This window comes from Pseudoflavonifractor phocaeensis, from assembly GCF_016901735.1.
In the GTDB taxonomy this organism is placed as follows: Bacteria; Bacillota; Clostridia; order Oscillospirales; family Oscillospiraceae; genus Pseudoflavonifractor_A.
Window position 1 is genome coordinate 1 of sequence record NZ_JACLZC010000045.1, and the last position, 25,864, is coordinate 25,864.

17 protein-coding genes are annotated in these 25,864 nt (G+C 57.4%); 4 read left to right on the top strand and 13 right to left on the bottom strand.

Translation table 11 applies throughout. The annotated features are described in order from the left end of the window. The 3 genes from H7U37_RS10190 to H7U37_RS10200 all read left to right on the top strand — a co-directional run. A partial coding sequence (locus H7U37_RS10190) for a hypothetical protein (protein ID WP_204875498.1) occupies positions 1-196 on the top strand: 196 nt, incomplete at its 5' end. A 254-nt stretch (positions 197-450) separates the two neighbouring features. Further along, complete coding sequence (locus tag H7U37_RS10195) at positions 451-1,113, top strand: acyltransferase (protein WP_204875499.1); 663 nt, start codon at positions 451-453, stop codon at positions 1,111-1,113. 26 nt (positions 1,114-1,139) lie between these two features. Then, complete coding sequence (locus H7U37_RS10200) at positions 1,140-1,871, top strand: hypothetical protein (RefSeq protein ID WP_204875500.1); 732 nt, start codon at positions 1,140-1,142, stop codon at positions 1,869-1,871. Positions 1,872-1,938: 67 nt separating this feature from the next. On the opposite strand, the gene H7U37_RS10205 is transcribed toward H7U37_RS10200, so the two are convergent. The 13 genes from H7U37_RS10205 to H7U37_RS10265 form a co-directional block, all read right to left on the bottom strand. Continuing rightward, positions 1,939-3,273 (bottom strand): DUF1351 domain-containing protein, encoded by a 1,335-nt coding sequence (locus tag H7U37_RS10205; protein WP_204875501.1) that lies wholly within the window; start codon positions 3,271-3,273, stop codon positions 1,939-1,941. Between the two features lie 21 nt (positions 3,274-3,294). Then, entirely contained in the window at positions 3,295-3,450 is a 156-nt protein-coding gene (locus tag H7U37_RS10210) for a hypothetical protein (protein ID WP_204875502.1), read from the bottom strand. A gap of 17 nt (positions 3,451-3,467) precedes the next feature. Further along, complete coding sequence (locus H7U37_RS10215; RefSeq protein ID WP_204875503.1) at positions 3,468-5,003, bottom strand: leucine-rich repeat protein; 1,536 nt, start codon at positions 5,001-5,003, stop codon at positions 3,468-3,470. Positions 5,004-5,021: 18 nt separating this feature from the next. Then, positions 5,022-7,052 carry a leucine-rich repeat domain-containing protein gene (locus H7U37_RS10220; protein WP_204875504.1) on the bottom strand — a complete coding sequence of 677 codons (2,031 nt, stop codon included), beginning with the start codon at positions 7,050-7,052 and terminating at the stop codon, positions 5,022-5,024. A gap of 30 nt (positions 7,053-7,082) precedes the next feature. After that, positions 7,083-9,869 (bottom strand): leucine-rich repeat domain-containing protein, encoded by a 2,787-nt coding sequence (locus tag H7U37_RS10225; RefSeq protein WP_204875505.1) that lies wholly within the window; start codon positions 9,867-9,869, stop codon positions 7,083-7,085. A 12-nt stretch (positions 9,870-9,881) separates the two neighbouring features. Then, positions 9,882-11,939, bottom strand: a complete 2,058-nt coding sequence (locus tag H7U37_RS10230; RefSeq protein WP_204875506.1) for a leucine-rich repeat domain-containing protein — start codon at positions 11,937-11,939, stop codon at positions 9,882-9,884. Between the two features lie 26 nt (positions 11,940-11,965). Then, positions 11,966-12,730, bottom strand: coding sequence for a BRCT domain-containing protein (locus H7U37_RS10235; protein WP_204875507.1), 765 nt, complete (start codon positions 12,728-12,730; stop codon positions 11,966-11,968). Between the two features lie 137 nt (positions 12,731-12,867). Further along, the gene (locus H7U37_RS10240) at positions 12,868-15,960 is read right to left on the bottom strand and encodes a leucine-rich repeat domain-containing protein (RefSeq protein WP_204875508.1); all 3,093 of its coding nucleotides are present in this window, start codon (positions 15,958-15,960) and stop codon (positions 12,868-12,870) included. After that, the gene (locus tag H7U37_RS10245) at positions 15,957-17,765 is read right to left on the bottom strand and encodes a leucine-rich repeat domain-containing protein (protein ID WP_204875509.1); all 1,809 of its coding nucleotides are present in this window, start codon (positions 17,763-17,765) and stop codon (positions 15,957-15,959) included. Before H7U37_RS10245 ends, H7U37_RS10240 begins: the two co-directional genes overlap by 4 nt. Positions 17,766-17,782: 17 nt before the next feature. Further along, positions 17,783-19,294: an ATP-binding protein gene (locus tag H7U37_RS10250; protein WP_204875510.1), complete on the bottom strand. Its 1,512-nt coding sequence runs from the start codon at positions 19,292-19,294 to the stop codon at positions 17,783-17,785. Positions 19,295-19,339: 45 nt separating this feature from the next. Beyond that, positions 19,340-20,263: a leucine-rich repeat domain-containing protein gene (locus tag H7U37_RS10255; protein ID WP_204875511.1), complete on the bottom strand. Its 924-nt coding sequence runs from the start codon at positions 20,261-20,263 to the stop codon at positions 19,340-19,342. Between the two features lie 79 nt (positions 20,264-20,342). After that, the gene (locus tag H7U37_RS10260) at positions 20,343-22,637 is read right to left on the bottom strand and encodes a leucine-rich repeat domain-containing protein (protein ID WP_204875512.1); all 2,295 of its coding nucleotides are present in this window, start codon (positions 22,635-22,637) and stop codon (positions 20,343-20,345) included. A gap of 13 nt (positions 22,638-22,650) precedes the next feature. Next, a complete protein-coding gene (locus tag H7U37_RS10265) occupies positions 22,651-24,012 on the bottom strand; it encodes a vWA domain-containing protein (protein WP_204875513.1) in 1,362 nt (453 codons plus the stop codon). A gap of 765 nt (positions 24,013-24,777) precedes the next feature. Here H7U37_RS10265 and H7U37_RS10270 point away from each other — a divergent pair. After that, positions 24,778-25,864: S-layer homology domain-containing protein (locus H7U37_RS10270; RefSeq protein WP_204875514.1), on the top strand; the 1,087-nt coding region annotated here is incomplete at its 3' end.

Below are 25,864 nucleotides of genomic sequence, written 5' to 3' on the forward strand. Positions count from 1 at the left end.
CAACGCCTACTGCGGCGGCGAGCTGGTGGACTTTATGCTGGGCTACTATCCCGAGGGCACGGTGGTGACGGCGGAGCAGCTGAAGGCCGAGGGCGTGCTCCAGGACCCCCTTTACAATTATGACGATAAGGGCGTCTACCGTTTTGTTGACATGCAGCAGGACGGTACCACGGTGAATCTGTACTACCAGAAGTAACCCAGTTCCTTTAAGGTGCAAAAGCTGAAGGACGACCGTATGGAATCAAGAGACGCACCTGGTCAGGACTCCCGGCAGTCCTGACCAGGTATGCCTGGAAGCATCCTTATGACAGGGAAATCTCCGTGTCATAAGGGTGTTTTTTCTTTACGGGCGATAAGATATGCGCTATAATGTCTAGGAAAAAAGAGGGGTACCATGGCCAAGTATCCTTTTGGTATCCCAACACTGACATTGGAGGCGTTTTTTATCCTATGAATATTACCATTTGCGATTTGCTGGACCTGTCCCACACCATGGCGGCCGATTATCTCCGCCAGTTCCGCTATCCCTGGGAGGCGCTGGACGGCATCAAGGACCTGATCCTGTCTCTGGGGGAGACCCTTTCGCCGGAGGAGTACGACTGTCCGGCGGAGCATGTGTGGGTCCACAAAAGCGCGGTGGTGGCGCCCACGGCCTATCTGGGCGCGCCCTGCATCATCGGCCCGGAGACCGAGGTGCGTCACTGCGCCTTTATCCGGGGTTCGGCTCTGGTGGGGGCCCACTGCGTGGTGGGCAACTCGGTGGAGCTGAAAAACGTGATTCTCTTTGATAACGTCCAGACTCCCCACTATAACTATGTGGGCGACTCCATTCTGGGCTATAAGAGCCACATGGGGGCCGGCTCCATCACCTCCAACGTGAAATCGGACAAGACCCTGGTGGTGGTGAAGGGGGAGACCCAGATCGAGACGGGCCGCAAGAAGATGGGCGCCATTCTGGGCGACTTTGTGGAAGTGGGCTGCAACTCGGTGCTGAATCCCGGCACCGTCATCGGCCGGCACAGCAGCGTCTATCCCACCTCCTGCGTCCGCGGCGTGGTGCCGGAGGGCAGCATTTATAAGGATAAGGACCACATTATCCGGCGGCAGGGCTAAAAATGTTTCATAAGCAGGTGTTTGCAATGTTTCCTGGAGGCGGAATCACCCGCGCGGTCATCAGCAATCTGGCGCAGATTTTGTTTCTCTTTTTTCTCATTCCGGTGTGCCTGATTATCATTGAGCTCATCGTTCCCAACGCCGCCGCTCAGCTGGCCGCGGAGCTGGCGGGCGAGGTCCCCTTTTTAGGTATGTGGCTTTCCGTGATCGGGAGCCTGCTTCAGACCACGGTTCAAAGCACCTATCCGGTCTATGATGTGCTTTCTGATGTGTTCAAAACCATCATTGTGGCGGTGTGCGTGAAGCTGGCCGGCGCCGTCCACTACAAGTGCGGTCTTTACGGACTGCCCATTCTGGCTGCCACCGTGGGCATCGTCGTGGCAATGATTCTGAGTTCCATCATCTCCGCCCTGTTCGGCGGGATCGTGGCGCTGCTGGTCTATGGCGGCGTGGTCATCATCATGCTCATCGGCATGTGGCTGCTCCTCTCCTCGGTCTTTTCCTCCCTTCAATTTTCCTTTTCTCTGTTTACCTATCACACCGCGCTGGCTGCCATCAGCGCCATAGCGGCCAGCGGCTATGTGGCCATGATGGCCCTGATCCTGGGCGGCTATATGCCGAATTTTTGGGCTTCCGTTGTCTGCGCCCTGGCCGGAACGGTGCTGATGGTTGTTTCCTCCATTTTGCTCTACATTGATTCCAAAATGGCGGATCAGGAGGAGAAGGAGAGAAAAAGAAGGATCGGCCGTTTTCCGTGATATGTTTTCAAAGAAAATGCCCTGAGACCATACGGCCTCAGGGCATTTTTATAAAGACAGGCGGTTTTCAGAGCTTTTTCAGCTCAAAATAGAGCTCCGCGTTGGCCTGGGCGTCGCACCAGGCCCGGTGAGCGTCGGGCTGCCGGATGCCGAAGCACCGGGAGAGATATTCCAGCGTCACGCTCTCCCAGCCGTTTGCTTCTTTGCGGCGTTTGGCGTAGCGATAGGTGTCAAAGAAGGCGTTTTCCATACGGATGCCGGCTTTTTTGGCGGCCCGGTCGATGTAGTAGAGGTCAGAGGCCTTAATGTTGTGCCCCACCAGCACGCTGTCCTCCACGAAGTCGGCAAACTGCCGGATGACGGCGTCGATCCTGGGTTGGCCGGCCACCATTTCGTCGGTGATGTGGGTGATGCGGGAGATGCGGGGGAGGATCTTCCGGCCCGGGTCCACCAGCTGGGAAAACCGCTGGGTGATCTCCCCGTTGACCACCTTGACCGCGCCGATTTCGGTGATTTCCGCCGGTCCGTCGCCGTTGGCGGCGCCGTAGGTGCCGGTGGTCTCCAGGTCGAAGGCCACAAAGGAGTCAAAAGTGGGCTCCGTCAGCTCCTCCATGGGCTGGGGCATGTCGTCCTCCAGCACCTCCCACTCGATACCGGACAGGGCCAACAGCTCTATCACCTGGGCCATCTGCTGCGCGGTGCCGGTGAGCCTCAGGACCTTGTGACCCAGGCGCTGGTCCTCCGGCGGCAGGGCTTCCGCCACGGTTTCCCCGGCCTGCTCCGCCGAGCGGAGCTTTGCCCGCAGGTCCGAAAGTCCCTCCGTACTCAGACATTCCAGATATTTGACGGTCAGCGCGCCGGCATGGGGTCCGGCTCCCTTCCGGATGCTGTCCAGATCCCGGGCGGCGCCGGCGATTTTTGCGTCCACCGCCGCCTGCCAGGTTTTGGCCGAGGTGGTTTTGTTGAGCCATTTCTTGTCAAAAAAGGCGGGGCTGTCCCACACCTGCCGGGCCATATCGCCCAAGGGGGCGCTGTGTGTCTGGAAATAGGCCAAAATCTCCCCCCGTTTGCCCTCCTTTTCCCGCTCCTCCATGCCGGAGACAAATTCCTTGATGGCGTCCAGCGGTCCGTCGATCATGGCCAGCAGCTCTTTGACCTGTCCCTCAAACAGGTTGTAGGGTTCCAGATAGGCCTTTTTGATCTCCTTGCGCCGGTCGTCGATCTCTTTGCGCAGACGGGTGAGCTCCTTTTTGTCCGCCTTGGCGTCGGTGAGCATGGCCTCGGTATAGACCACGTTTTCATACCGGACCAGAATGGCGGACAGGGCCGCTTTTATCTCGTCAAAGTTGTCGATTGTAATGTGTCCCGGCTGCTGCCGGGAGACAAGCTCCATTTGTTCCATTCTTTTCTCCCTATTCTCCGGTTATTTGTACCCGTACTGGGAAGCGATTTCTTTTAGCTCCTCCTCGTCGGCCTTGCGGATGCGGTCCTCATCCAGCAGCATGGCGCCCAGGCCGGAAAATGCCCCGCCATAGACGTCAGCGAGCAGTTTTTCCCTCAGATCTTCGGTGTCGTTCATTCTGTATTCCTCCTTTTTTACGCTTCTTCAAAGCGGATGTTGTTTCTTTGGGCGTACTGCTCGGCATAAGACCCCGCCGGGGCGTGGATGGTAACGCGGCCCTTACAGCGCCAGAACACATCTTGCTCCATCTCTTTCACACTGGCCGGGAGGGTCACACTGGTCAGACTGGCGCAGCTTCCAAAGGCACACCCGTCAATTTTGGCCACGCCCTCCGGGATGGTCACACTGGCCAGGCTCGTACAGCCGGCAAACGCACAGCCGCCAATCTCTTGTACACTGTCCGGAAGGGTCACGCTGGTCAGACTGGTGCAGTCCTGAAAGGCACAGGGCCCAATTTTGCGAATCCCTTCCGACAGGGTCACGCTGGCCAGGGCCGTACAGTTCTGGAACGCATACCCACCGATGGTGACGATGGTCTCCGGCAGACGAACGCCCGTGATCTCCCTGCGCATGGTCCGTATCGCCTCGGTCAGGCGGTGGGCATCGGGGTTAAACGCCGCGCGGTCGATGCCCACCACCTTGTCCTTGCCGATGAAAGCGGGGACCTCCACCTGGGTCTCCCTGCCCTTGTAACCCAGAATCCAGAGGTTTCCCTCTTTGTCCTTTCCGTACCGCCAGCTCTTTTTCGCCTCTGCCGCCGTCAGAGTGCCGGTGAGCAGAAAATCCATTTCCCGCTGCGTTTTCTTCTCTTCCCGCTGCTCCCGCTCCCCCGGCTTGAGCTGCTGCTCCTGATAAGCCAGCAGCATGGCGGTAATTTCCGCGCTGCCCAAGGCGGCGGCCTGCTCGATGAGATCGGGAAGATCCACTTTTGGCACGATTTTCTCGCCCAGCATCACATGGAGGAGCGCCGGGTCTTGCAGCGCCGCCGGGTATAGTTTTTTCTTCCGGCTTTTGATGTACTTGAGGCAGTCGGCCCGGTAGTCCTCGGGCAGCGCTTCCCCGGCGGCGTACCGCAGGGCAAAGCCTCTGGCCGCCGCCTGCTTATTGGCCGGGACCGTATAATCCTCCATCCGGAGCTGTTCCGCCACGATGGCGGCCACACTGGCCGGAAACGCCTTTTTTCCGATCTCCGGTTTTCCCAAAATCGTAATCTTTTCCAGTGTGTTGCAGCCCTCGAAGGCAAAGGACTCAATCTTGGCCACGCTGGCCGGGATGGTCACATCGGTCAGAGACGCGCATTCAACAAAGGCATAGCATTCGATTTTCACGATACCCTCCGGAATGGTCACACTGGCCGGAAGGACTGCGCTGGTCAGACCTGACAGGGCAAATAGCAGGGTCCTCCTTTTGGGAGCAATCACCAGTCCGTTTTCTATGTGGAAGCACTTATTTCCCGGTGCAATCTCCACTTTAGTCAGACCTGTGCAGCCGGAAAAGGCAAACTTATTCAGCTGAACCACAGTTTTCGGAATGACGATGCTGGTCAAACTGGTGCAGTTACGGAAGGCAGGGTAGCCGATCTCCGTCACGCCCTCCGGGATGACCACATCCCCGCCGGGGCCGTTGTACTGCTCCAAAACGCCGTTCTGAATGATAAAATCTCGGTGCACGGAGAAATTCCTCCTTTTTTACGCTTCTTCAAAGCGGATGTTGTTTCTTTGGGCGTACTGCTGGGCATAAGACCCCGCCGGGGCGTGGACGGTGAGGTTTTTACACCATAAAAAAGCACACGGGCCAATCTGGGTCACGCTGGCCGGGATGGTCACGCTGGTCAGACTGGTACAGCCGGAAAAAGCACCTGTATCAATTTCGGTCACACCCTCCGGGATATCCACGCCGGCCAGGCTGGTACAGCCAGAGAAGGCGGAAGGGCCGATCTTTGTCACACCCTCCGGAATGATTACGCTGGTCAGACTGGTACAGCCGGAATACGCCTTCATGCCAATTTTGGTCACACTCTCCGGAATGGTCACAGCCTTCAGAGAGGTACAATTTTGGAAAAAGTAATTGGGAATGGTTTTGGTCCTCTTCGGGACGACACAAACGCCCTGTCCATCTCCCACATAGCCCAGCATCTTCTTTCCGGTCCTGGATTTACGGAACAAAAGCCCACCCTCCACACAGTACCAGCGGTTGTCCTCCGCCACCAGAACCGCGCTCAGCGCCGGGCATCCGCTGAACGGATGGTCCGTCTTTTTGGGCTTTGGCTTGTAATCGTCGGGCAAATAGCTGCTGCCCCCGATTTTCCGCACAGAGGCCGGAAGCTCCACCTGCTCCAGAGCTGCGCAGTCCTCAAAGGCACTCTCACCGATGGTCTCGACGCCCTCCGGCACACGGATCGAGCGGATGCCCCGCCGCACCGCCCGCTGGGCCTCGGACAGGGGCTTTCCGTTGGGGCTGAAGGCGTAATCGCCGATGGCGGTCACCTTGTCTTTCCCGATGACGGCGGGCACCTCAATCTCGCTCTCTTCGCCCTTGTAGCCCAAAAGGATCAGATTCCCCTTTTCGTCCTTTCCCGTCCGCCAGAGTTTTGGCAGCTTCGGCTCGGGCAGCTCCCCGCGCTCCAGCTGCCTGAGTTCCCGCTCAAACTGCCTGGCCTGCCGTTTGAGCTGTTTTTCCTGGGCCTCAAGCCGCTTCTCCATGGGGAAAATCCGATTCTGATAGTCCAGCAGCTCGGCGGTGAGTTCCGTGCGGTTTGCCGCCGTGGTCTCACCCACCAGCCGCTCCACCTCCTCCGGCTTGAGCATCTCCTCCCGGAGCATCAGGCGCAGCAGCTCCGGCCATTCCAGTGCTGTGGGCAGGAGCTTTTTGCGGTTGGTCTTGATGTATTTCAAATATTCCGCCCGGCGCTCATCGGAGAAGGCGGCTTCCTCGTCCAGGAAGGCCCGGATGGCGTTGAGGCGATAAATGGGTTTCAGGTCAGCCAGCGGAAAGTTGGGGGCAAAGAGGGAAAAATTTCCCTCGCCAAAGACATAGCCGTCCATTTTTACAGCCTTTCCCAGCAGGGAGACCCGCAGAAGCCCACAATGCTGGAATGCGGCGTTTTCGATTTCCTTCACGCTCTCCGGAAGGACGATCTCCTGCAAATGCTCGCAGCCCAGACACAGCCGCCCGGGAATCTTCTTCAGTTTGGGCGGGAAAGTCAGCCGTTTCAGTCTGACGCACTGCCGGAAGGCATTCTTACCAATGCCGGTCACGGTGTCAGGCACCCGGATCTCCGTCAGCCGGTGGCAGCCGGAGAAGGCAAAGGAAGAAATCCGCGTCGTTCCCTCCGGGATCCGGCATACGCCGCGCAGTCCACCGGGGCAGGCTTCCACCGAGGTCCCAGCCATCAAGAGGCCGTTCTGCACCCGAAATGTTTCATTCTCCTCGTCTACGATGATCCGCTCCAGCCTTTCGCAGTTGTCAAACGCGGCCTCGCCAATGTAGGACACATTTTTGGAAATGACCACCTCTTTCAGATTGATACAGTCGAAAAAGGCCCGGATATTGATGCGCTGCAGACTTTCGGGCAGAACCACCCGGGTCAGATGATTGCAGTGCTCAAAGAGCAGAATGGGAATCTCTGTCACCCCTTCCGGAATGATGACTTCCCCGCCGGGGCCCTTGTATTCCAGCAAAACGCCGTTTTCAATCACAAAATCAGAGTTGCCGCTCATAATGGATGCCTCCTTTTCGTCCATTTTTCTTTACTCCGCCGCAAAGGGGATATGGTTCTCCTCTGCGTACTTCTGGGCATAAGACCCCGCCGGGGCGTGGATGGTGAGATGTTCGCAGTCATGAAAGGCACACCAGCCGATCTTCGTCACGCTGGCCGGGATGGTCACGCTGGTCAGCCCTGTACAGCCATCAAAGGCACACCAGTCGATCTCGGTCACACCCTCTGGAATGACCACGCTGGTCAGAGCTGTACACTCCCGGAAAGCATGGTTGCAAATATACCTGGTTCCGTCTTTGATCTCCGCATGGGCAAGGGTTTCCCTGCACGCCGCCACGCACCGTCCCGCATAAACGATGTCATGCTCCGCCTTTTGCTGTTCCAGCCACGGCGTTTCACCAAACGCAGTTTGTCCAATCCGAACCACACCCTCCGGGATGATTATGCTGCTCAGGCTGGTACAGCCTCGGAAAGCGACATCGCCAATCTCCGTCACGCTCTCCGGGATGGTCACGCTGGTCAGGCCCGTGCAGCACCAGAAAGCAGACTTGCCGATCGCCTGCACGCCCTCCGGGATGGTCACACTGGTCAGACTGGTACAGCGGGAAAAGGTCTCCTCATTGATGGCAGTCACGCTGGTCGGGAGAATTACATTGGCCAGACTGGTACAACCGGAAAAGGCTTTCCTGCCAATTTTACTCACGCCCTCCGGAATGGTCATACTGGTCAGGCTGGTACAGCCGGAAAAGGCATACTCGTCGATGGCAGTCACGCTGGTCGGAAGGATCACGCTGGTCAGACTGGTACAACCGGAAAAGGCATTCCTGCCAATTTTGCTCACGCCCTCCGGAATGGTCACACTGGTCAAGCCTGTGCAATCCCGGAACGCAAAGTTCCCAATCTCGTCCACTCCCTCCGGCAAACTCACAGCCGTCAGAGAACCACGCTTTTGGAAAAAGTAGTCGGGAATGGTTTTGGTCCCCTTCGGAACGACACAGACACCCTCACCGCTGCCCACATAGCCCAATATCTTTCGCCCGGTTTTGGACTTGCGGCAAAAAAGCCCGTCCTCCACGCAGTACCAGCGGTTGTCCTCCGCCACCAAAACCGTGGTCAGCGCCGGGCATCCGCTGAACGGATCATCCGTCTTTTGGGGCTTTGGCTTGTAACCGTCGGGCAAATAGCTGCTGCCCCCGATTTTCCGCACGGAGGCCGGAAACTCCACCCGCTCCAGTCCCGCGCAGTCCTCAAAGGCGCTTTTGCCGATGGTCTCGACGCCCTCCGGCACGCGGATGGACCGGATGTTTCTCCTCGCCGCCCGCTGGGCCTCGGACAGGGGCTTTCCGTTGGGGCTGAAGGCGTAATCGCTGATGGCGGTCACTAGGTCCTTGCCAATGGCGGTTGGCACCTCCACCTCGGTTTCCTTCCCCTTGTAGCCCAAAATGGTCAGATTTCCCTTTTCGTCCTTTTCGTACCGCCAGCTCTTTTTCGCCTCCGCCGCCGTCAGCGTGCCGGTGAGTATGAAATCCATCTCCCGCTGCATCTTCTCCTCTTCCAGCTGCTCCCGCTCCCCCGGTTTGAGCTGCTTGTCCTGGTAGTCCAGCAGCATGGCGGTAACCTCTGGCTTATTCAGCGAAGCGGCCTGGTCGATGAGGTCGGGCAAATCCCCCTTGGGCGCCATTTTCTCTACCAGCATCACATGGAGGAGTGGAGGGAATTGCAGGGCCATGGGGTAGAGCTTTTTCTTCTGTCCCCTGATGTACTTGAGACAGTCCGCCCGGTAGGCTTCGGGCAGCTCCGTCCCGGCGGCGTACCGCAGGGCAAAACCTCTGGCCGCCGCCTGCTTATATTCCGTAGAAGGCAACTGGGCCATGGACATGGCCGGCGTATAAAACGCCATATTCTCTCCCGAAAAGGCTTGCTTATGGAGCTCGGCGGGCGTCCCAAGGAAAGTCACCTCCCGCAGGGCAGTACAGCCCGCAAAAGCATCCATCTTGATTCTGAGTACACTCTTCGGAATGACCACGCTGGTCAGGCTGGTACAGCCGGAGAAGGCGCTCCAATTGATCTCCTTCACGCCCTCCGGGATGGTCACACTGGTCAGGCTGGTGCAGTCCCGAAAGGCTGCCTGAGCGATCTCCTTCACACCCGCCGGAATGGTCACGCTGGTCAGACCTGTGCAGCCAGAAAAAACCTCGCCGTTGATTTCGGTTATATTCACTGGAATGACCACGCTGGTCAGGCCGGTGCAGCCCTTGAAGGCAAACTCTCCAATCCTTTTCACACCCGCCGGGATGGTCACGCTGGTTAAGCCCGTGCAGCCAGAAAAGGCCCGATCGTGGATCTTCTTCACACCGTCCGGAATGAATGCGCTGGCCAGACCTCCAGGAGCCAGAATCACACTGCGCTCTTTTCTGGAAATTACCAGCCCGTTTTCCACGTAAAACCGCGGATGTTCCGGTGCAATCTCCACACTGGTCAGACTGGTACATCCCAAAAAAGCACAGTAGCCAATCTTTTTCACACTGTTTGGAATGGCTACACTGGTCAGGCCCTCGCAGCCCTTGAAGGCAGAACCGCCAATCTCTTTCACACCGTTTGGAATGGTCACGCTGGTCAGGCCCGTGCAGTTACTGAACGCAAAATGGCCGATCTCTTTCACACTGTCCGGAATGGTCACGCTGGTCAGGCCCGTGCAGTCACTGAATGCAGAATAGCCGATTGTGATCACCCCCTCCGGAATGACCACGTCCCCACTGGGACCGGCGTATTTTTTCAAAATACCGTTTTCAATCACAAAATCAGAATTGCCGCTCATCTGTTTACCTCCTTACAGGGTAAACAGGTCGTCCACTTCCTCCAGCTGCACCGTAAAGGCCTCGGTCACCGACTGGGTGTAAAAGGCCGCCGTGCCGCTGGGCTGCTTGGGGATGATCTCCACCACTTCGCCGGGCTGGCCCGCCATCTTGCCACCCACGAACACCTTGTCCCCCGGCTTGACCTGATAATCACAGAAGTAGGAATAGGATTTGTTGTTTTCAAAGCGCACCTTGATATAGAGCCGCTTGCCCGGCTGGGCGGGGGTCTCCTGCCGGAGGACCATCTTGTTGTGATTTTCCCCGGCGTTGCTCTGGCCCAGGAGCATGGCGGAGATCTCCGCGTTCCCCGCCCGGTTAGCCAGCTCCACCAGGGCGGAAAAATCCAGATCCAGAGACAGGCCCAGCTCCAGCAGGGCGGACAGGTTTTTCACGTCCCCCTTGCCGATGCAATAGCGGATGGCATAGTCGGCCATGGGGGAGCGCTGCTTGCCCGCCGCGTCGCTGTGGGCAGTGAGCAGGTCCATCACCACCTTGAAGCGGCTGCTCTCGCTCTTGGCCTTCTGCCAGTTCTGCGCCGCCAGTTCATAGGAGAAGTGCACGCCGCTCTCATCCTGGGTAAAGCAGGCATACTGGCAGGGGTCCTGAATTTTGATGCTGGTACCGTCGGGGAGGACCACTTCCTTGATGCCTCCCTTTTCCAGCGCCGCCACGTTGACCGCCGTGACGTCGGCGGCCAGGACCACTGTTTTCAGACTCTTGCAGCCGGCAAGGGAGTCCTTGAGCAGCGGCTTCAATCCGCCGTGGAGAGTCACCGATTTCAGTTTATTGCAGTTGCTGAAGGCGTATTTTCCAATTTTGGTGACGCTCTTGGGCACAATATAGGAGGTCTTTTTGGTAAAGAGCGTGAGCAAATCCTTTTTCTTTGTGAGCAGGAAATCCTCCTTGCTGTCCGGGTCGCTGTAGCGGGAGAGATACTCCAGCTTTTTGCACCCGGCAAAGGCCCCTTGGCCGATGGACGCCACGGTGTCGGGCAGAATGACCCGGCTCACGTTGGTCAGCCCGGCAAAGCTGCCCTCGTCCAGCGCCGTCACCGGCGCGCCGGTAGGGTCCTGCTCCGGCACCCGGATGGTGTCGGTATCGGAGAGGCAGAAGAGGCACAGGCCCGGCTCCTCCCGGCTCCACACCAGGTCGGCCTCCTCAGGCTGCGCAACGGCAAAGGGCTTAGGTTCGCTGCTCGTTCGGTCCAGCTCCACATCCACATAGTCATAGTGCCCCTGGGCCGGGTTTTGGGGCACATGGGCGGTGGTAAACACCGTTTCTTCCATGGTCATGGTATCAAAGTCATAGGTGCGCCGCACCAGCGTCTCCAGGGTGGACCGGAAAAAGCGGAAGGCGGTGACGTCGCACAGCGCAGACGCGCCGGGCAGGGCGGCCAGCCGGGGGAACCGGTCCTCCTCCGGCCGCTGGCTGCAATAGACCCTCACCTGGAGCTTGCGGATGTTGGCGGTGGACTGGTTTTCCTTGCGGAAACGGGTCATGTGTTCGCGAGATTTGGCGCGCATCACATAGGGATCGGTCCACTGGGCCAGCGCACCGAGGGTGGGGCCGCCGGGCGCTTGGTCCAGCCGTTTCAGCAGGTCGTCACAGGCTTTATAATCGGCCGAAGTCCCGTCCCGGCGGGTGATGATCACCTCGGCGCTGACCCGCTGCGGAAAGTTGTAGAGCAGCAGCGCCTCCCAGTCCGACAGCGACTCCTCAAAAAACTGCGAGTAAGTGGGAAGCAGATCCTCCCAGACGCCGGTACCGCTGCCCAGTTCGGAGTAATGGCGGACGGTTCCTTCGCCGCCGGAATTCAGGGCTTCGCAGCGTGGATGGCCCTTGACCAGCCCTTCGTATTGCTGCAAGGAACTGTTCGGCATTTCGAAAACGGTATACGGTCCGGCGGGACAATCGTCCAGCGCTTGGGCGGCGGCGGTCTCGTCGGGGATGCAGTCCCGAATCAGCGCGGCGATCTCCTCCCGCGCGCCTGCAAACGCGATTCCAATAAAAGGTCTCTTCAGCTCTTTCATGGTTATACTCCTTTCTCCATGTATGCTCAGTTCTTGGACGGGGCGTCTTCCAGACTGCGGAACAGATCTTCTTCCCGGATGATCCGGATGTCCTGGCCCTTTCTCTGCAATTCTCTGGCCTGTTCCACCTTTTTTGCCCCGAAATTCTCCAGACTTCCAATGACCAGATAGTTGGTCTTTCCGCTGATGCTCCCCGTACACCGGCCCCCTCTGGCCACGATCTGTTCTTTGATGGCCCCGCGGTCATTGCCGCAGTGGGCAAAATCCCCGGTGAGCACAAAGGCCCGGCCTTTGAGTTCCACCCGGTCCACCGGTTCAAAATAGACCCGCTTCTCTTTGGTGGTAACGCCCTGATGGTAGGAGCGCTGGGTGGATGCTGTGGCCGTTCCGTCGGCATTGCGGGTACAGGTGAGGAAGTGGGACCGCTCGCCGGGCGGCACCCAGAATTCGCCATAACTGTCGTCGTGAAAGTCCCAGCTGGCCCGTTCCACCCCGTCTTGCAGCTCCTGTTTCCGTTCTTCCAGCTCCCGGCGCATCTCGCCGCTGTCCCCCCGGCTCAGGTTGGAGATGACGGCCCCCATCAGCTCTTCCAGCGTCTCGGGAGCGGCGCGCCACTGGTCGGCCTGTTCCTCCTCCGAAATGAGGACCAGGTCGTCCTCCACCGACAGATAGGTGTGGAGCCGGTCCGCTTTGTAGTTCCGCAGCAGCTCGGCCAGCGCCCGGTTCTGGATTTTGATGCAGACCGAGCTATAACTGCTGGAATTGGTGACAAAGTCGCTGCGGATTTTCATGGTGATCCTCCTTTTTTCATCTGGCTGTGTGTTCCATTTTTATCATGATAAAGAAAATTGGCACAGAAATCAACCAAACGGCAAAAACGGCGTCACAACCCGTTCATACAGTCCCAATCAAGTGCCTGTTCCGGCGGTCAACAGGCCACGAAGGGGTGACCGGTGGCTTCGGCGTACTTCTGGGCATAGGACCCGGCGGGGGCGCAGATCACCAGCTCGGGACAGCTGTGAAAGGTATCTCCGCAAATCGAGCGGTCGATTTCCGTCACGCTGGCGGGCAGCACAATGCGCGTCAGCTTGCGGCATCCGCTGAACGATCCCCAGCCCAGGGCCGTCACGCCATCGGGGACCGTCAATTTCCCGGAAGCGCACTCCAGACAGCGGAGCAGCAGGCCGTCCCGGCGCAGGACCATCGGTCCTTCCGCCCGGAAAACCGGGTTATCCGGGTGAATGACGATCTTTTTCAGCCACTCATCCGCCAAAACAGCGCTCTCCTTCATTTCGCATACACTGGCAGGCAGATGAATCTCTGTTAATTTTCTGCAATACTCAAACGCCCAATGCTCAATCTTGGTCACCCCTTCCGGGACGGCCGCCACGCCGGACGCTCCCACCAGACAGCGGAGCAGCGTTTTTCCGTCTTTGGTCAGCAGCAGGGGACCTTCTCCCCGGTAGACCGGGTTGTCCGGGTGGATGTTCCACGCGGTGAGCTGGCTGCATCCACTGAATGGATAGTGAATCCTGTCGCCCATGCTGGTCACGCTGGCCGGGATGGAAAGGTCGGTCAGGCTGGAACAGCCGTAAAATTCCTGCTCCCAGATCTCCGTCACCCCTTCACAGATGGTCAGACTGACAAGGCCCGTACAGTTCGAAAAGACACCGGAACCAAGTCCCCAGCTGTCGCCCAGTTTCCCTACGCCGCCCGGAATGGTCACATGGGTCAGGCCCGTGCAGCCGGCAAACGCGCCGTCGCCCAGGGTTGTCAGGCCGGTGGGCAGGGGAAGCTCCGTCAGACCGGCGCAGCCGGAAAAAGCCCGTTTCTCAATGGCCGTCACGGTGGACGGAAGGAGGCATTCCGTCAAGTTCTGACAGCCGTAAAAGCTGTCCGTTCCGATTTTCTCCAGCCCCTCCGGCAGGGAAATTCCGGTCATGTCCACACAGTCCCGGAAGCACTCAGGGGGGATTTTTTTGGTGCCTTTGGGGATGACGCACACCCCCTGCACCGCTCCCACGCGGCCCAGTAAAATTTCCTCCCCCTTGCTCCGTTTGAGCAGCAGACCATCCCGCAGCAGATAGCGCTTGTTTCTCTCGTCCACCGTCAGCTCCCGCAGAGAAGGACAGGAGGCAAAGGGGTTGTCCACTGTCTCTCCTTTTTTGTCGATCTTCCGGATGATGCTGCACGGTCCCATTTTTTGAACAGAGGCCGGAACATTGAGCCGCTCCAGACCTTCGCACTCCTCAAAGGCTCCCCAGCCGATCTGGGTGATGCCCTCCGGCAGGACGATGGAACGGATGCCCCGGCGCAAGGCGCGCACCGCCTCGGTGAGGGGGGAAGCGTTGGGACTGAAGGCGTAGTCGCCGATGGCGGTCACCGGGTCCTTGCCGATGACGGTGGGCACCTCCACATCAGCCTCCTTGCCCTTGTAGCCCAAAATGGTCAGATTCCCCTTCTCGTCCTTTTCATACCGCCAGCTCTTTTTCGCCTCTGTTGCCGTCAGGGCGCCGGTGAGCATGAAGTCCATCTCCCGCTTCATTTTCTTTTCTTCCCGCTTTTCCCGCTCCCCCGGCTTGAGCTGCTTGTCCTGGTAGTCCAGCAGCATGGCGGTGACCTCCGGCTTGTTCAACGCAACGGCCTGTTCGATCAGGTCGGGCAGGTCTCCCTTGGGCGCTATTTTCTCTGCCAGCATCACATGGAGGAGGGCCGGAAACTCCATGGCGATGGGGTAGAGCTTTTTCTTCTGTCCCTTGATGTACTTGAGGCAGTCCGCCCGGTAGGCTTCGGACAGCGTTTCCCCGGAACCATACCGCAGAGCAAAGCCTCTGACCGCCGCCTGCTTATATTCCGTGGAGGGCAGCTGGGCCATGGACATGGCCGGCGTATAAAATGCCATGTTCTCCCCCGAAAAAGCCCGTTTATGGAGCTGGGCGGGGGCCCCAAGGAAGGTCACCTCCCGCAGGGCGGTACAGCCCGCAAAGGCGTCTACCTCAATTTGGGTCACAGCAGCAGGGATGGTAATGCCGGTCAGGGCTTTGCAGCCGGAAAAGGCGCTTTCTGCAAGGGTGGTCATATTCTCTCCCAACGTGACTTTTTTCAGGCGGGAGCACCCTTGAAAGGCCTCTTTTCCTACCTTTTTCCCCGGAATATGGATGCTGGCCAGCTTTTTACAATTTTGAAAGGCATGATAACCGATCCGCTCCACGCGCTCCGGAATGGTAATGTCAGTCAGCGCCTTACAGTTTTGGAAAGCGCTATCATAGATTCTGGAAATACTCCCGGGCAGGACGATGCTGGTCAGGCCGGTACAGTCGCAAAAGACGCCATAGTCGATCTTCTTCACCCCTTCCGGAACGGTCACGCTGGTCAGGCCCGTGCAGCCGGAGAAGGCGCCCCGGCCAATCTCCTCCACACTGGACGGAATGGTTACGCTGGTCAGGCTGGTGCAGCCACAGAAAGCAGCGCCGTCGATTTTTTTCACGCCCTCCGGAATGACTACGTTGGTCAGACCTCCCGGAACCAGAATCACACTGCTCTCTTCTCTGGAAATCACCAGCCCGTTTTCCACATAAAACTGCTGATTTTCCGGTACAATCTCCACACTGGTCAGACTGGTACAGCCGGAAAAGGCATAGTAGCCAATCTCTTTCACACTGCTTGGAATGGCTACGCTGGTCAGGCTCTCACAGCCCCTGAAGGCAGAATCGCCAATCTCTTTCACACTGTTTGGAATGGTCACGCCGGCCAAACTGGTACAGCCAGAAAACGCATAGGAGTTAATCTCTCGTACACCGTCCGGAATGGTCACGCTGGTCAGGCCCTTGCAGTTACTGAACGCAAAATGGCCGACTTCTTTCACACCGTCCGGAATGGTCACGCTGGTTAGGCCCTCGCAGTCACTGAACGCAGAATTGCCGATTGCGGTCACGCCCTCCGGAATGACCACGTCCCCGCCGGGGCCGTTGTACCGGCGCAAAACGCCATTTTCAATCATAAAATCTTCATTGCCGCTCATGGTAATACCTCCTGTTTTTGATAGGGAATATCATGTTTCTTGGCATACGCCTCGGCATAGGAACCCGCCGGGGCATGAATGGTGAGGTTGGAACAGCCGGAAAATACGCCGATTCCCATGGAACTGACACTGGCCGGGAGTGCGACTGTCTGTAAATTGGCGCAGTTCCGAAAGATATAGTTGCCCAAGGTGGTGATCCCTTCTGAGAACAGGACGCTTTTCAGCTCCGTACAGGAGGAAAAGGCCGCCAGACCGACCGTCCGCACACTCGCCGGAAGGATGATTTCCTTTAAGTGCCCGCAATCCCGAAAGGCATGATCGTCAAGGAACACAACGCCGTCCGGAATATTGATCTCGGCCAAATTGGTACAATAGGCGAAGGCATCGCTGTAAATCCGCTGCAGGGTATTGGGCAGGACTACCTTGGTCAGTCCCGTGCAGTTTTCAAAAAAGGCGTCCGGAATCATTCGTACCACTTCCGGAATGACGCATACACCGGCCAGATCGGGAAGGCGGCCCACCAGCCCGTATTCGGCCTCCTGCCTGGTGACCAGTAGTCCATCCTGCATCCGGTAGGCGGTATTTTTCTCATCCACCGTCAGTTCTGTCAGTGACCGGCACCCCCAAAAGGCGTTTGTCTCGAACTCGTAGGAGGCAAAGGCATTTTTCACGCGCACCCTTCCCGTGGAAATACGCTTGACAGTGGAGGGGATATGGAGCCGCTCCAGACTGGCGCAGTTTACAAACGCGCTTCCTCCAATCTCTTTCACGCCCTCAGGCAGCAAAATGGAACGGATCTGACGCCGGACCTGCCGCTGCTCTTCCGTGATGGATTTCCCGTCAGGGCTGAAGGCGTAGGCGCCGATGGCAGTCACCTTGTCCTTCCCGATCCTGTCGGGAACGACAAGGTCCGTCTCCTTTCCCTTATAACCCATAATGCAGAGATGCCCCTTTTTGTCCTTTTCGTACCGCCAGCTCTTTTTCGCCTCCCCTACCGTCAGGGTGCCGGTGAGCAGAAAGTCCATCTCCCGCTGCATTTTCTTTTCTTCCCGCTTCTCCCGCTCCCCCGGTTTGAGCTGCTCCTCCTGATAGGCCAGCAGCATGGCGGTGACCTCGGGCTGGTTCATGGCGGCGGCCTGGTCGATGAGGTCGGGCAGATCTCCCTTGGGCACCATTTTCTCGCCCAGCATCACACGGAGCAGCGCCGAATCCTGCAGCGCCACCGGATAGAGCCGTTTTTTCCGGCTTTTGATGTACTTGAGACAGTCGGCCCGGTAGTCCTCGGGCAGCTCCGCCCCGGAGGTATACCGCCGTGCAAACCCTCTGGCCGCCGCCTGCTTATGGGCCGGGAGCGAATAATCCTCCATCCGGAGCTGCTCCGCCACGATGACGGCCACACTGGCCGGGAAGCTCTCTTTTCCCATCTCCGGTTTTCCCAGAATCGTAACGTCGGACAGCTCAGTACAGCCGAAGAAGGCATATTCTCCAATCTGGGTCACGTGTTCCGGAATGGTTACGTTGGTCAGGCTGGCGCAGTTATAGAAGGCATGTTCACCAATCCGGCTCATATGTTGCGGAAACGTCACATGACTCAGGCCTATACAGCCGGAAAAGGAAAAGCTGCCGATGGTGGTCACTCTCTCCGGGATGGTCACACCGGTCAGACCGGCGCACCGCTGAAACGCCCAACTGCCGATGTCGGTCACCTCTTCCGGAATGACCACATCCCCGCCGGGCCCTTTATACTTTTTCAAAACGCATTTTTTCACATATTGCTTGATGGAAAATTCCCCATTGCCGCTCATGTTGCCCCCTCCTCTTCTTACTCGTCCAGATCCAGCCGCTCCAGCTCGGTGATGATGTCCTGCTGGCGCTCATAGAAGAGCAGCTCCTTGTTGTGGGCAAAGTACTCCGGACAGCCGTAGCGGGCGATAAACTTGGCCGCATGGGTGTGGATGGTCAGCTCGGTGACCAGGATCAGCATCTCCTGCCCCTCGGCAAAGACCTCTTCACAGAAGCGGAAGACGTTACTTAGATTCTTCCGGGCGCTCTGGGCCTGGTTGTTCATGTCCTTGACCCGTCCGTCGAAGCCCTCTTTGACCATCCGGAAGGCGGCCGCCCCGTCGTACTCGCCGGCCACCTGCTGCCCCAGCTCGTCCAGGATTCTCACCACGTCTATCAGCTGCCGCTGGGCGTCGGCCGACAGGCTGGCCGCCCGTTTGCCGCTCTCCAGCCGCTTTTTCCGCTCCTCCGCCTGCTGGGCCAAAAGTTCCGCCGGGCTACTCCCCCGTTTGGTGCTCAGGGCCGTCCGGAAGCCCTTCAGGGCCATCATCAGCTCCAGATTGACCCCCTCCAGCAGCATCACATCCCGGAGCCTGGCCGTCACCGCGTCCAGAATGAGGCCCAGCAGGGCCAGCCGCTCGTCAAATTTGGCCGCTCTGGCCCGGTCCTTGACGGTTCCGGTGGCCTTGCCCGCCAGGATGGAATCTATCTGGTAATCGCTGCGGTATTTGTTGAAGAGATCGTAATAGACGGCAAAGTCCCGGGCGATTTTGGGGTTTTGCAGGTATTGTCCCACCAGCTTGCCGTCCACCGTCAGGCCGTGCTTTTCGTAGAGGTGAATCATCTGGCTCAAGTCGTCCCAGCCCCGGGCAGTGACGAACTGTTTGCCGTCCACGGTGGACTCGATTTTGTAAAAGTCGCCCTTTTTGATCTCCAGATAGGTCAGAACGGCGGGGTGGACCCCTCTCTGGTAGGCGTACTCCTTCCACACATCGAAATCCGGCTCCACGTCGATGCGCTTGAGGCGGTCCCAGGTGACGATGTCAAACTCCCGGACGGAGTTGTTGTACTCCGGCGGGTTGCCGGCGGTGACCACGATCCAGCCGTCGGGCACCCGGTGGCGGCCGAAGATTTTATACTGCAAAAACTGGAGCATGATGGGGGCCAGCGTTTCCGATACGCAGTTGATCTCGTCCAGGAACAAAATACCCTCCTGCACGCCGGTCTCCGCCATCATGTCGTAAACGGTGGAGATGATCTCGCTCATGGTGTACTCGGACACGTCGCACTCGTACCCGCCGTAGTTTTTATGGACGATGAAGGGGAGGCCCAGGGCGCTCTGACGGGTGTGGTGGGTCATGGAGTAGGAGACCAGTCCCACCCCCATCTCGGCGGCGATCTGCTCCATAATGGCCGTCTTGCCGATGCCCGGAGGGCCCATGAGAAAGACGGGGCGCTGCTTTTCGATGGGGATCTCATAGCCGTATTCGTTTTTGGAAAAATAAGCCGTCATGGCGTTTTTGATCTGCTCTTTTGCTTCTTTGATGTTCATTTTCGATTGGTTCCTTTCTGCCGGCTGAGTACCGGTCTCTTTTTATTACAAGGTAAACTTTTTTAAGGGATCCTGTAAGTTCATCTTTGCATTCTGATGCTCCAACAGCATGGCGATCACTTCCGGCCTGCCCATCTCGATTGCCCGGTCAATGAGGTGGGGAATGTCTCCCTGCGGTATGATCTGTTCGGTTAGCATTACATGGAGCAGCGCCGGAAATGTCAGGGCCGCGGGATAGAGGTTGTTCCGCTGCTCGTTGATATACCTGATGCAGTCGGCCCGGTATCCTTCGGACAGTTCCGCCCCGGATGTATACCGCAGGGCAAACCCCCGGATGGCCGCCCGCTGATGGGCCGGGAGTAAAAAGGCCGACAGAGGAAGCTGCTGGGCCTCTAGGACCGTCACCTCGTCCGGAAACGCCTCCTGGCCGATCTCCGGCTGTCCCAACAGGGTGATTTGCTCCAATTTGGCGCAGCCGGAGAAGGCATAGAGGCCGATGTGCTTCACTCCCGACGGGATGGTAACTTCGGTCAGGCCGGTACAGCCGGAGAAGGCAAAGCACCCGATCCCGGTCAGCCCTTCCGGAAAGGTCACACCGGTCAGACTGGTGCAGCCCTGGAAGGCATGGTCTCCAATCTTTGTTACGCTGCCGGGAATCACAAGATTAGTGGGGCGTCCCAGCGGAAAGACGACCGTCTCGCCGTCCACATAGATCATCAGCCCGTCTTCCACACGAAACCGCCGATTTCCCGGTGCGATTTCCACACGCTCTAGGTTCATGCAGCCGTGGAATGCGTGCCCGTCGATCCGCTCCAAACTGGCGGGAATGGTGAGCGCAATGAGAGCAGTACAGCCGCGAAAGGCAAACCCACCGATCTCCGTCACACCCTCCGGAATGACCACCGCCCCGCCGGGGCCGTGGTACATGACCAGGACGCCGTCTTCTATGAGAAAATCACTGCTGCTCATGCGCTCGCCCCCTCAGTTCCTCCACATGGGCGAACACCGGCCGGAAGCCGGTGCCGCCAGGATGACCAGACTCGCCCCCTCACTCCGCCGCAAAGGGGATGTTGCACTTCTTGGCATACTGCTCGGCGTAAGACCCAGCCGGGGCGTGGATGGTCAAATCTTTGCTGCAACCATAGAAAGCAAAAGAATCAATTTCCACCAGTTGAGCAGACAAAAACACATCTGTCAACTTCTGACACGTAGAAAACACCGATCGCTTCAGGCATCGAACTCCGTTTGGAATCGTGATAGTCTCAATCTTCCGGCATCCCAAAAAGGCAGAGGGTCCGATCTCTTCCAGCGTGTCCGGCAAATAGATTTCTGTGAGCTTGCTGCATTTGCTGAATGCATCCGCAGCAATTTCTTTGACTGCCTCAGGTACTGTGTAGGTTCCTTCCTTCGCCGGGGGACACTGGAGCAGGCGTGTCATATTGCGATTAAATAACACACCATCTGCGCTGTGATAAGTGGGATTATCCTCATCGACTTCGATTGCGGCCAAAGCCTTGCAGCCTTCAAACGGCAGTACAGGTAACTGTGTTACCTCGGAGGGAATTGTAACTGATTTCAGTTTTGCACAGCCAGAAAAGGCACTCTCCCCCGATGCGGCCGGAGCAGCACCGTTAAGGACACTTTCCACAGATTTTGGAATGGAGTATGCCCCCTTCTTGCCCGCAGGACAAAACAGCAGTTGTGTCTTGTCAGTCGAGAACAACACCCCGTCCACATCTGCATAAAGTGAACTGCCCTCCCCTACCGTGATCTGTTGCAGGGCGCCGCACTTGGTAAATAATCCCTGAGGCAGCCGACCCGTCTGAGCTGGAAAGTGAACTGAAGTAAGCGCGGCGCAGCTGTGAAAGGCAGAATCGCCAATCTCTGTGAGGCTGTCCGGTAAGACCACTGAGGTAATTTTTTTCGCCCGATGCTCCCTCTGTTCAGCTTTGAGCGGCTTTGCATCAGGACTGAACGCATCGGGTCCAATGGCGGTCACCGGATCATTTCCGACAAACGCTGGAACCAAAATCTCAGTCTCATCACCCTTATAGCCCAGCAGCCGGATACTTCCCGTAAAAGTCTTCTCATACTGCCAGAGCTTTTTCGCCTGATTGGGATCGAGGGCATTGGAGAGGAGCAAATCCATCTGCGTCTGAAGTTCTCGCTCTTGTTTTTTCTGCCTCTGAGCCGGTGTGAACTGCGCCTGCTGATAATCCAGCAGCATAGCGGCGAGTTCTGGTTTTCCAGTAACACGCTCAAGCAACTCGTCCAGCTCTGTCAAGGGGATCATTTTTTCCCGAATCATCAGCCGCAGCAGTTCTGGTGTCTGAAAAACGATATCGCAGAAGTCTTTGAGGTTCTTCTTGATATATTTGAGATAGATTTCCCGATGACGGGCAGTCAGTTCTTCACCAGCGGCAATCTGCCGGGCAAAGGTGCGTACCGCCGCGCTTCGCTGGGGCTCCGGCAATTTGGCCGGCGACATCTGCGTTAAAATGATCTCCACTTCCGGACTCAACTTGAAGAACGCGTCCTTCCCAAATTTGACCTGCGTTCCCCGGATGGTAAGCCGCCGGAGGCTGTCGCAGCCGCGCCATATATCGCAGAACGCATAAGTACTCAATTTGTACACCTGCTCAGGAATATCCAGTTCCGCCAATGCGGCGCAGCCGCCAAGGGCAGAGGAACCGATGATCTCCAAGCCCTCTGGCAGAGTGAGCTTAACCAAAGCACTGCATCCGGCGAAACAGGCCTCTGGCAGTTCTGTCACCCCCGCAGAAATTGTTAGTTCCGTCAGAGAGGAACAGGAGCGAAACGCCTCTTTGCCCATCACCTTCAGACTATCAGGAAGGGTAATTTCTGACAAATTGCGGCAGTTATAAAACGCCCCGTCTCCAATATAGGTAATGGTATCCGCAAAGTGAATGGATTGAAGACATGTACAATCCCGAAAGATATTGCTGCTCAGTGACGTAATCAGACTAGGAATCTCGATTTGCTCTAAAGATGTACAGCCAGAAAAGGCATTGTCTCCAACATAAGTCAGAGCGACGGGCAAGCAAATCTCCCTTAAAGCACTGCAACCGTCGAATGCCCAGCCATCAATGGCTGTTACCGACGCAGGAAGTTCAACTTTCTGCAGAGAAGTACAGTTCTGAAACACGCTGCTCCCAACGGTTTCTACCCCCTCCGGAAGCCGTACCGAAGTCAGATTCTTCCTACCCGCAAAAACGCGATGGGATAATACCCGCACGCCTTCTGGCACCGTCACATCCCCGCCGGGGCCGTTGTACTTTTCCAAAACGCCGTTCTCAATCACAAAATCCGAATTGCCGTTCATATCCTTTTCCTCCTTAAATTTCTTCCGGCTCCAGCACCAGCTTGATGGCCCAGGGCGGCACATCCGGGTTCTGATATTCGTCGCGGATGAAAACAAAAGCGGTGTGATAATCCGGCTTTTGGGCCGGGAAAGTGCCGTATCCGTCGGTAAAATAGATGAGTCCTTTCAGGTTCGTAAACTCCCTGTTTTTCCTCAACTCCTCCACATGGGCGAACACCGGCCGGAAGTCGGTGCCGCCGAAGCCGCGGAGCTGCATCGTGGCCAGATACCGGTCGAACTCCTCCTGAGAGGTAATCTTCGCGTCCTCCTGGATTTCCGCGTCACACTGGATGATATGCAGGTTGATCTTGGTAAAAAAGCTCTCGGACTGCTTGAGGATGTTATAGGTTTTCTGCACGAAGTTCTGCACCAGCTTTCCGGCCACCGATCCGGAGGTGTCAATGGCGATGACAAATTCCCGGATGCGTTTGACCTCCTTATATTCCAAAGGTTCGATGAGGGGCATATTGCCGAAGAGCTTCATGCCATAGGTATAAAAAATATAGTCGAACTCATCGTCGTTGACCTTCATGGCCTCTCCCATGACGGCAAATTTTCGCAGAAAAGCGGCATAGTCGTACTTCTCCCGGTTCACTGCCTGGAGATTCTGCATGAGGTTGCCGGCGTCCTCGCCCCGCTGCCGGCGGGAGAAGGTCTCCAAATCCATCTGCATCCGCTCGGAAATATCCTTCCAGCGCTGGGAGAGGTCGGAGCGGGAAGGCGCGGCGTTTCCCGTCTCTTCCGCCGTCCCGGCGGCGGCGTTTCCATGCCACAGTATGGAGAGACGCCCCTCGGCGGAATGATACCAAAGGGTGTGGTCGTCGGCCAGGACGGTTTGGCGTAGCCGGAGCAGTTCCTCGGGGGATGGGCGGTGGTCCAGATAATAGCGGTAAATTTTTTCGGCGGTCAGCGGTTTGACAACGCCGCGAAGGTGCTGCAGCAGGGCGCTCTGGGCCTTCTGCCGGGCAGACGCGGCGGCGGCAATGCCCAGATCGGTGATGACGCTTTCCACGGCGATGTCACAGGCCAGATCCCACAGCGCCTCGTCCGTCAGATTACGTACGAACTGATGGCGAAACACGCAGTGCAGGACCATGTGGAGGTAGTCCCGCACCGGCCGTTCCCGTTCGGTCCGGTAGATGTGGAGCACATGGCGGGCGTTATAGTAGATGTGGGCCCCGTCGGTGGCCAGGGGGACGTCCGCGGGCGCCAGGGTAAGCTGGCTTAAGGCCGCGTCCAGAAAGCGCAGATGGACCAAAAGGGTGTTGCGGGACAGCAGCAGCACCTCCCGGGCCAGGCCGTCCTGTCTTCCTTGCCGCTCCTCGTCCTTCAGCATAGAGAACACCTCTCTTTTTCATGGGGGTTGATGTAATCAAAAGGGCGCTTTTTGACAAAAAACAGACAACTTTATTTTAGCTCTAACCATCATTTCTGTCCAGTATGCAGAGAAGCATCAATGCCAAATAAAAGACCCAAAGATTGCGGATATCATCGTGTCACGGCGGGACGGCCCGGACGCGGCTGCCGTCATGAGGGCCCGTGCAGCGGAGAATATCTTTGGAAAAAAATTCAGGAAATAAAGGGGGACGCTGGAAGTTTTTTATAAAAAGTTGTGGTCAGAATATCCAATTATTTTTTGCGAGGGAAAACTGAATTTTTATTTTTTTACAAAATAAGAAATGAAAAGAAGGGAATGAACGGACTAATTCAAGAGTTTGCAATGTAAATTGACAGTATAGTAGTTGTGTTGACAACTGATATATTAGCCTCTATAATAAAGAAAACCTATTTGTAAATTGCCATTACAAATTAGCCCCACAGAAATACAGATACCACGGCCGCAGCCGTGTTGTTTTTATGGATACAGATCCTGGTCGCCGGGTATGGCGGCGGATCGCATGATTTTACGTTTGGAGAACCCGCAAAAGCTGCGGATTCTTTTTGTATATCTGAGTCAGGACGGTTTGTTCCAAAGCGAATGACGCATGGCGGGACGGCCTGCGGATGCCTTTTGTGCAGGGAAGGGAGGGAGACAGCATCTGCCGCAGCAGTCCGCCAATCAGAATCATACGAATTGCGTAAAATTAAGGAGGGGCAGAAAATGAAGAAAACCAAACGATTCCTGAGCATTCTGTTGGTACTGTGTATGCTCCTGGGCCTGCTGCCGACCACCGTTTTCGCAGCGGGGACCAGCATCACCAGCTATGCCGATGTGCAGGAAACTGATTGGTTCTACGACGCCGTGAAGTATGCTTCAGAAAACGGCATGATGAACGGCACAGGGGGCGGACTGTTCTCCCCCAGCATGGTTACCAACCGGGCCATGATCGTGACGATCCTCTATCGCCTGGAGGGAGAGCCGGAGGTCACCGGCGCTACGTCCTTCAGCGATGTGGCTGCCGGCCAGTGGTATACCGATGCCATCCTGTGGGCCGCCCAGAAGGGCGTGGTCACCGGCTATGACACCGGGCTCTTTGGTCCCGATGATGCCATCACCCGTGAGCAGATGGCCACCATCCTGTACCGCTATGCCCAGTATAAGGAGTATGACACCACCGCTTCCGGTGATGTGACCACCTTTACCGACGGCAGCTCCGTCAGCGCTTACGCGGTGGAGGCCGTGAAGTGGGCTGTGGGCGTTGGCCTTCTGACCGGTACCGATAAGGGCGCTCTGCTGCCCACCGGCAGCGCCAGCCGCGCTGAGGTCGCCACCATCCTCATGCGCTTCTGCCAGGGCTTCGAAGTCGAGCTGCCCGGCGATGACACGCCTCTGTCCGGCCGGCCCTCCGGCTCCGGCGGTTCCGGTTCCGGTGGTTCCGGCTCCGGCGGTTCCAGCTCGGACGATATGTCCGGCGTACCCGAAGCGCCTGAACTCCCCGAAGTTGACGACGATATGACTGTCGGCGCTTCCACCGATCCTAACGCCAGCGCCGCGCGTGAAGAAGCCAACGCCGCCATCTCCCAGTGGGCCGCCACCCAGGGCATGGTCCTCCTGGAGAACAATAACAACGTACTGCCCATCTCCGGCAATGCCGGTACTCCCGTGGCCCTCTTCGGCGTGGGTGCCTACAACACCATCAAGGGCGGCACCGGTTCCGGCGACGTGTACCTGAAGGACGGCGCCAACATCAACGTCCGCCAGGGCTTTGAGGATTACGGCTACACCATCGTCAACGCCGATTTCCTGG

Bases quoted from the DNA above. Each gene is read 5' to 3' on its own strand.
- H7U37_RS10195 (WP_204875499.1), top strand. From the start codon at position 451: ATGAATATTACCATTTGCGATTTGCTGGACCTGTCCCACACCATGGCG.
- H7U37_RS10200 (WP_204875500.1), top strand. From the start codon at position 1,140: ATGTTTCCTGGAGGCGGAATCACCCGCGCGGTCATCAGCAATCTGGCG.
- H7U37_RS10265 (WP_204875513.1), bottom strand. From the start codon at position 24,012: ATGCTGAAGGACGAGGAGCGGCAAGGAAGACAGGACGGCCTGGCCCGG.
- H7U37_RS10225 (WP_204875505.1), bottom strand. From the start codon at position 9,869: ATGAGCGGCAATTCTGATTTTGTGATTGAAAACGGTATTTTGAAAAAA.
- H7U37_RS10260 (WP_204875512.1), bottom strand. From the start codon at position 22,637: ATGAACGGCAATTCGGATTTTGTGATTGAGAACGGCGTTTTGGAAAAG.
- H7U37_RS10250 (WP_204875510.1), bottom strand. From the start codon at position 19,294: ATGAACATCAAAGAAGCAAAAGAGCAGATCAAAAACGCCATGACGGCT.
- H7U37_RS10255 (WP_204875511.1), bottom strand. From the start codon at position 20,263: ATGAGCAGCAGTGATTTTCTCATAGAAGACGGCGTCCTGGTCATGTAC.
- H7U37_RS10245 (WP_204875509.1), bottom strand. From the start codon at position 17,765: ATGAGCGGCAATGGGGAATTTTCCATCAAGCAATATGTGAAAAAATGC.
- H7U37_RS10220 (WP_204875504.1), bottom strand. From the start codon at position 7,052: ATGAGCGGCAACTCTGATTTTGTGATTGAAAACGGCGTTTTGCTGGAA.
- H7U37_RS10240 (WP_204875508.1), bottom strand. From the start codon at position 15,960: ATGAGCGGCAATGAAGATTTTATGATTGAAAATGGCGTTTTGCGCCGG.
- H7U37_RS10235 (WP_204875507.1), bottom strand. From the start codon at position 12,730: ATGAAAATCCGCAGCGACTTTGTCACCAATTCCAGCAGTTATAGCTCG.
- H7U37_RS10205 (WP_204875501.1), bottom strand. From the start codon at position 3,273: ATGGAACAAATGGAGCTTGTCTCCCGGCAGCAGCCGGGACACATTACA.
- H7U37_RS10230 (WP_204875506.1), bottom strand. From the start codon at position 11,939: ATGAAAGAGCTGAAGAGACCTTTTATTGGAATCGCGTTTGCAGGCGCG.
- H7U37_RS10210 (WP_204875502.1), bottom strand. From the start codon at position 3,450: ATGAACGACACCGAAGATCTGAGGGAAAAACTGCTCGCTGACGTCTAT.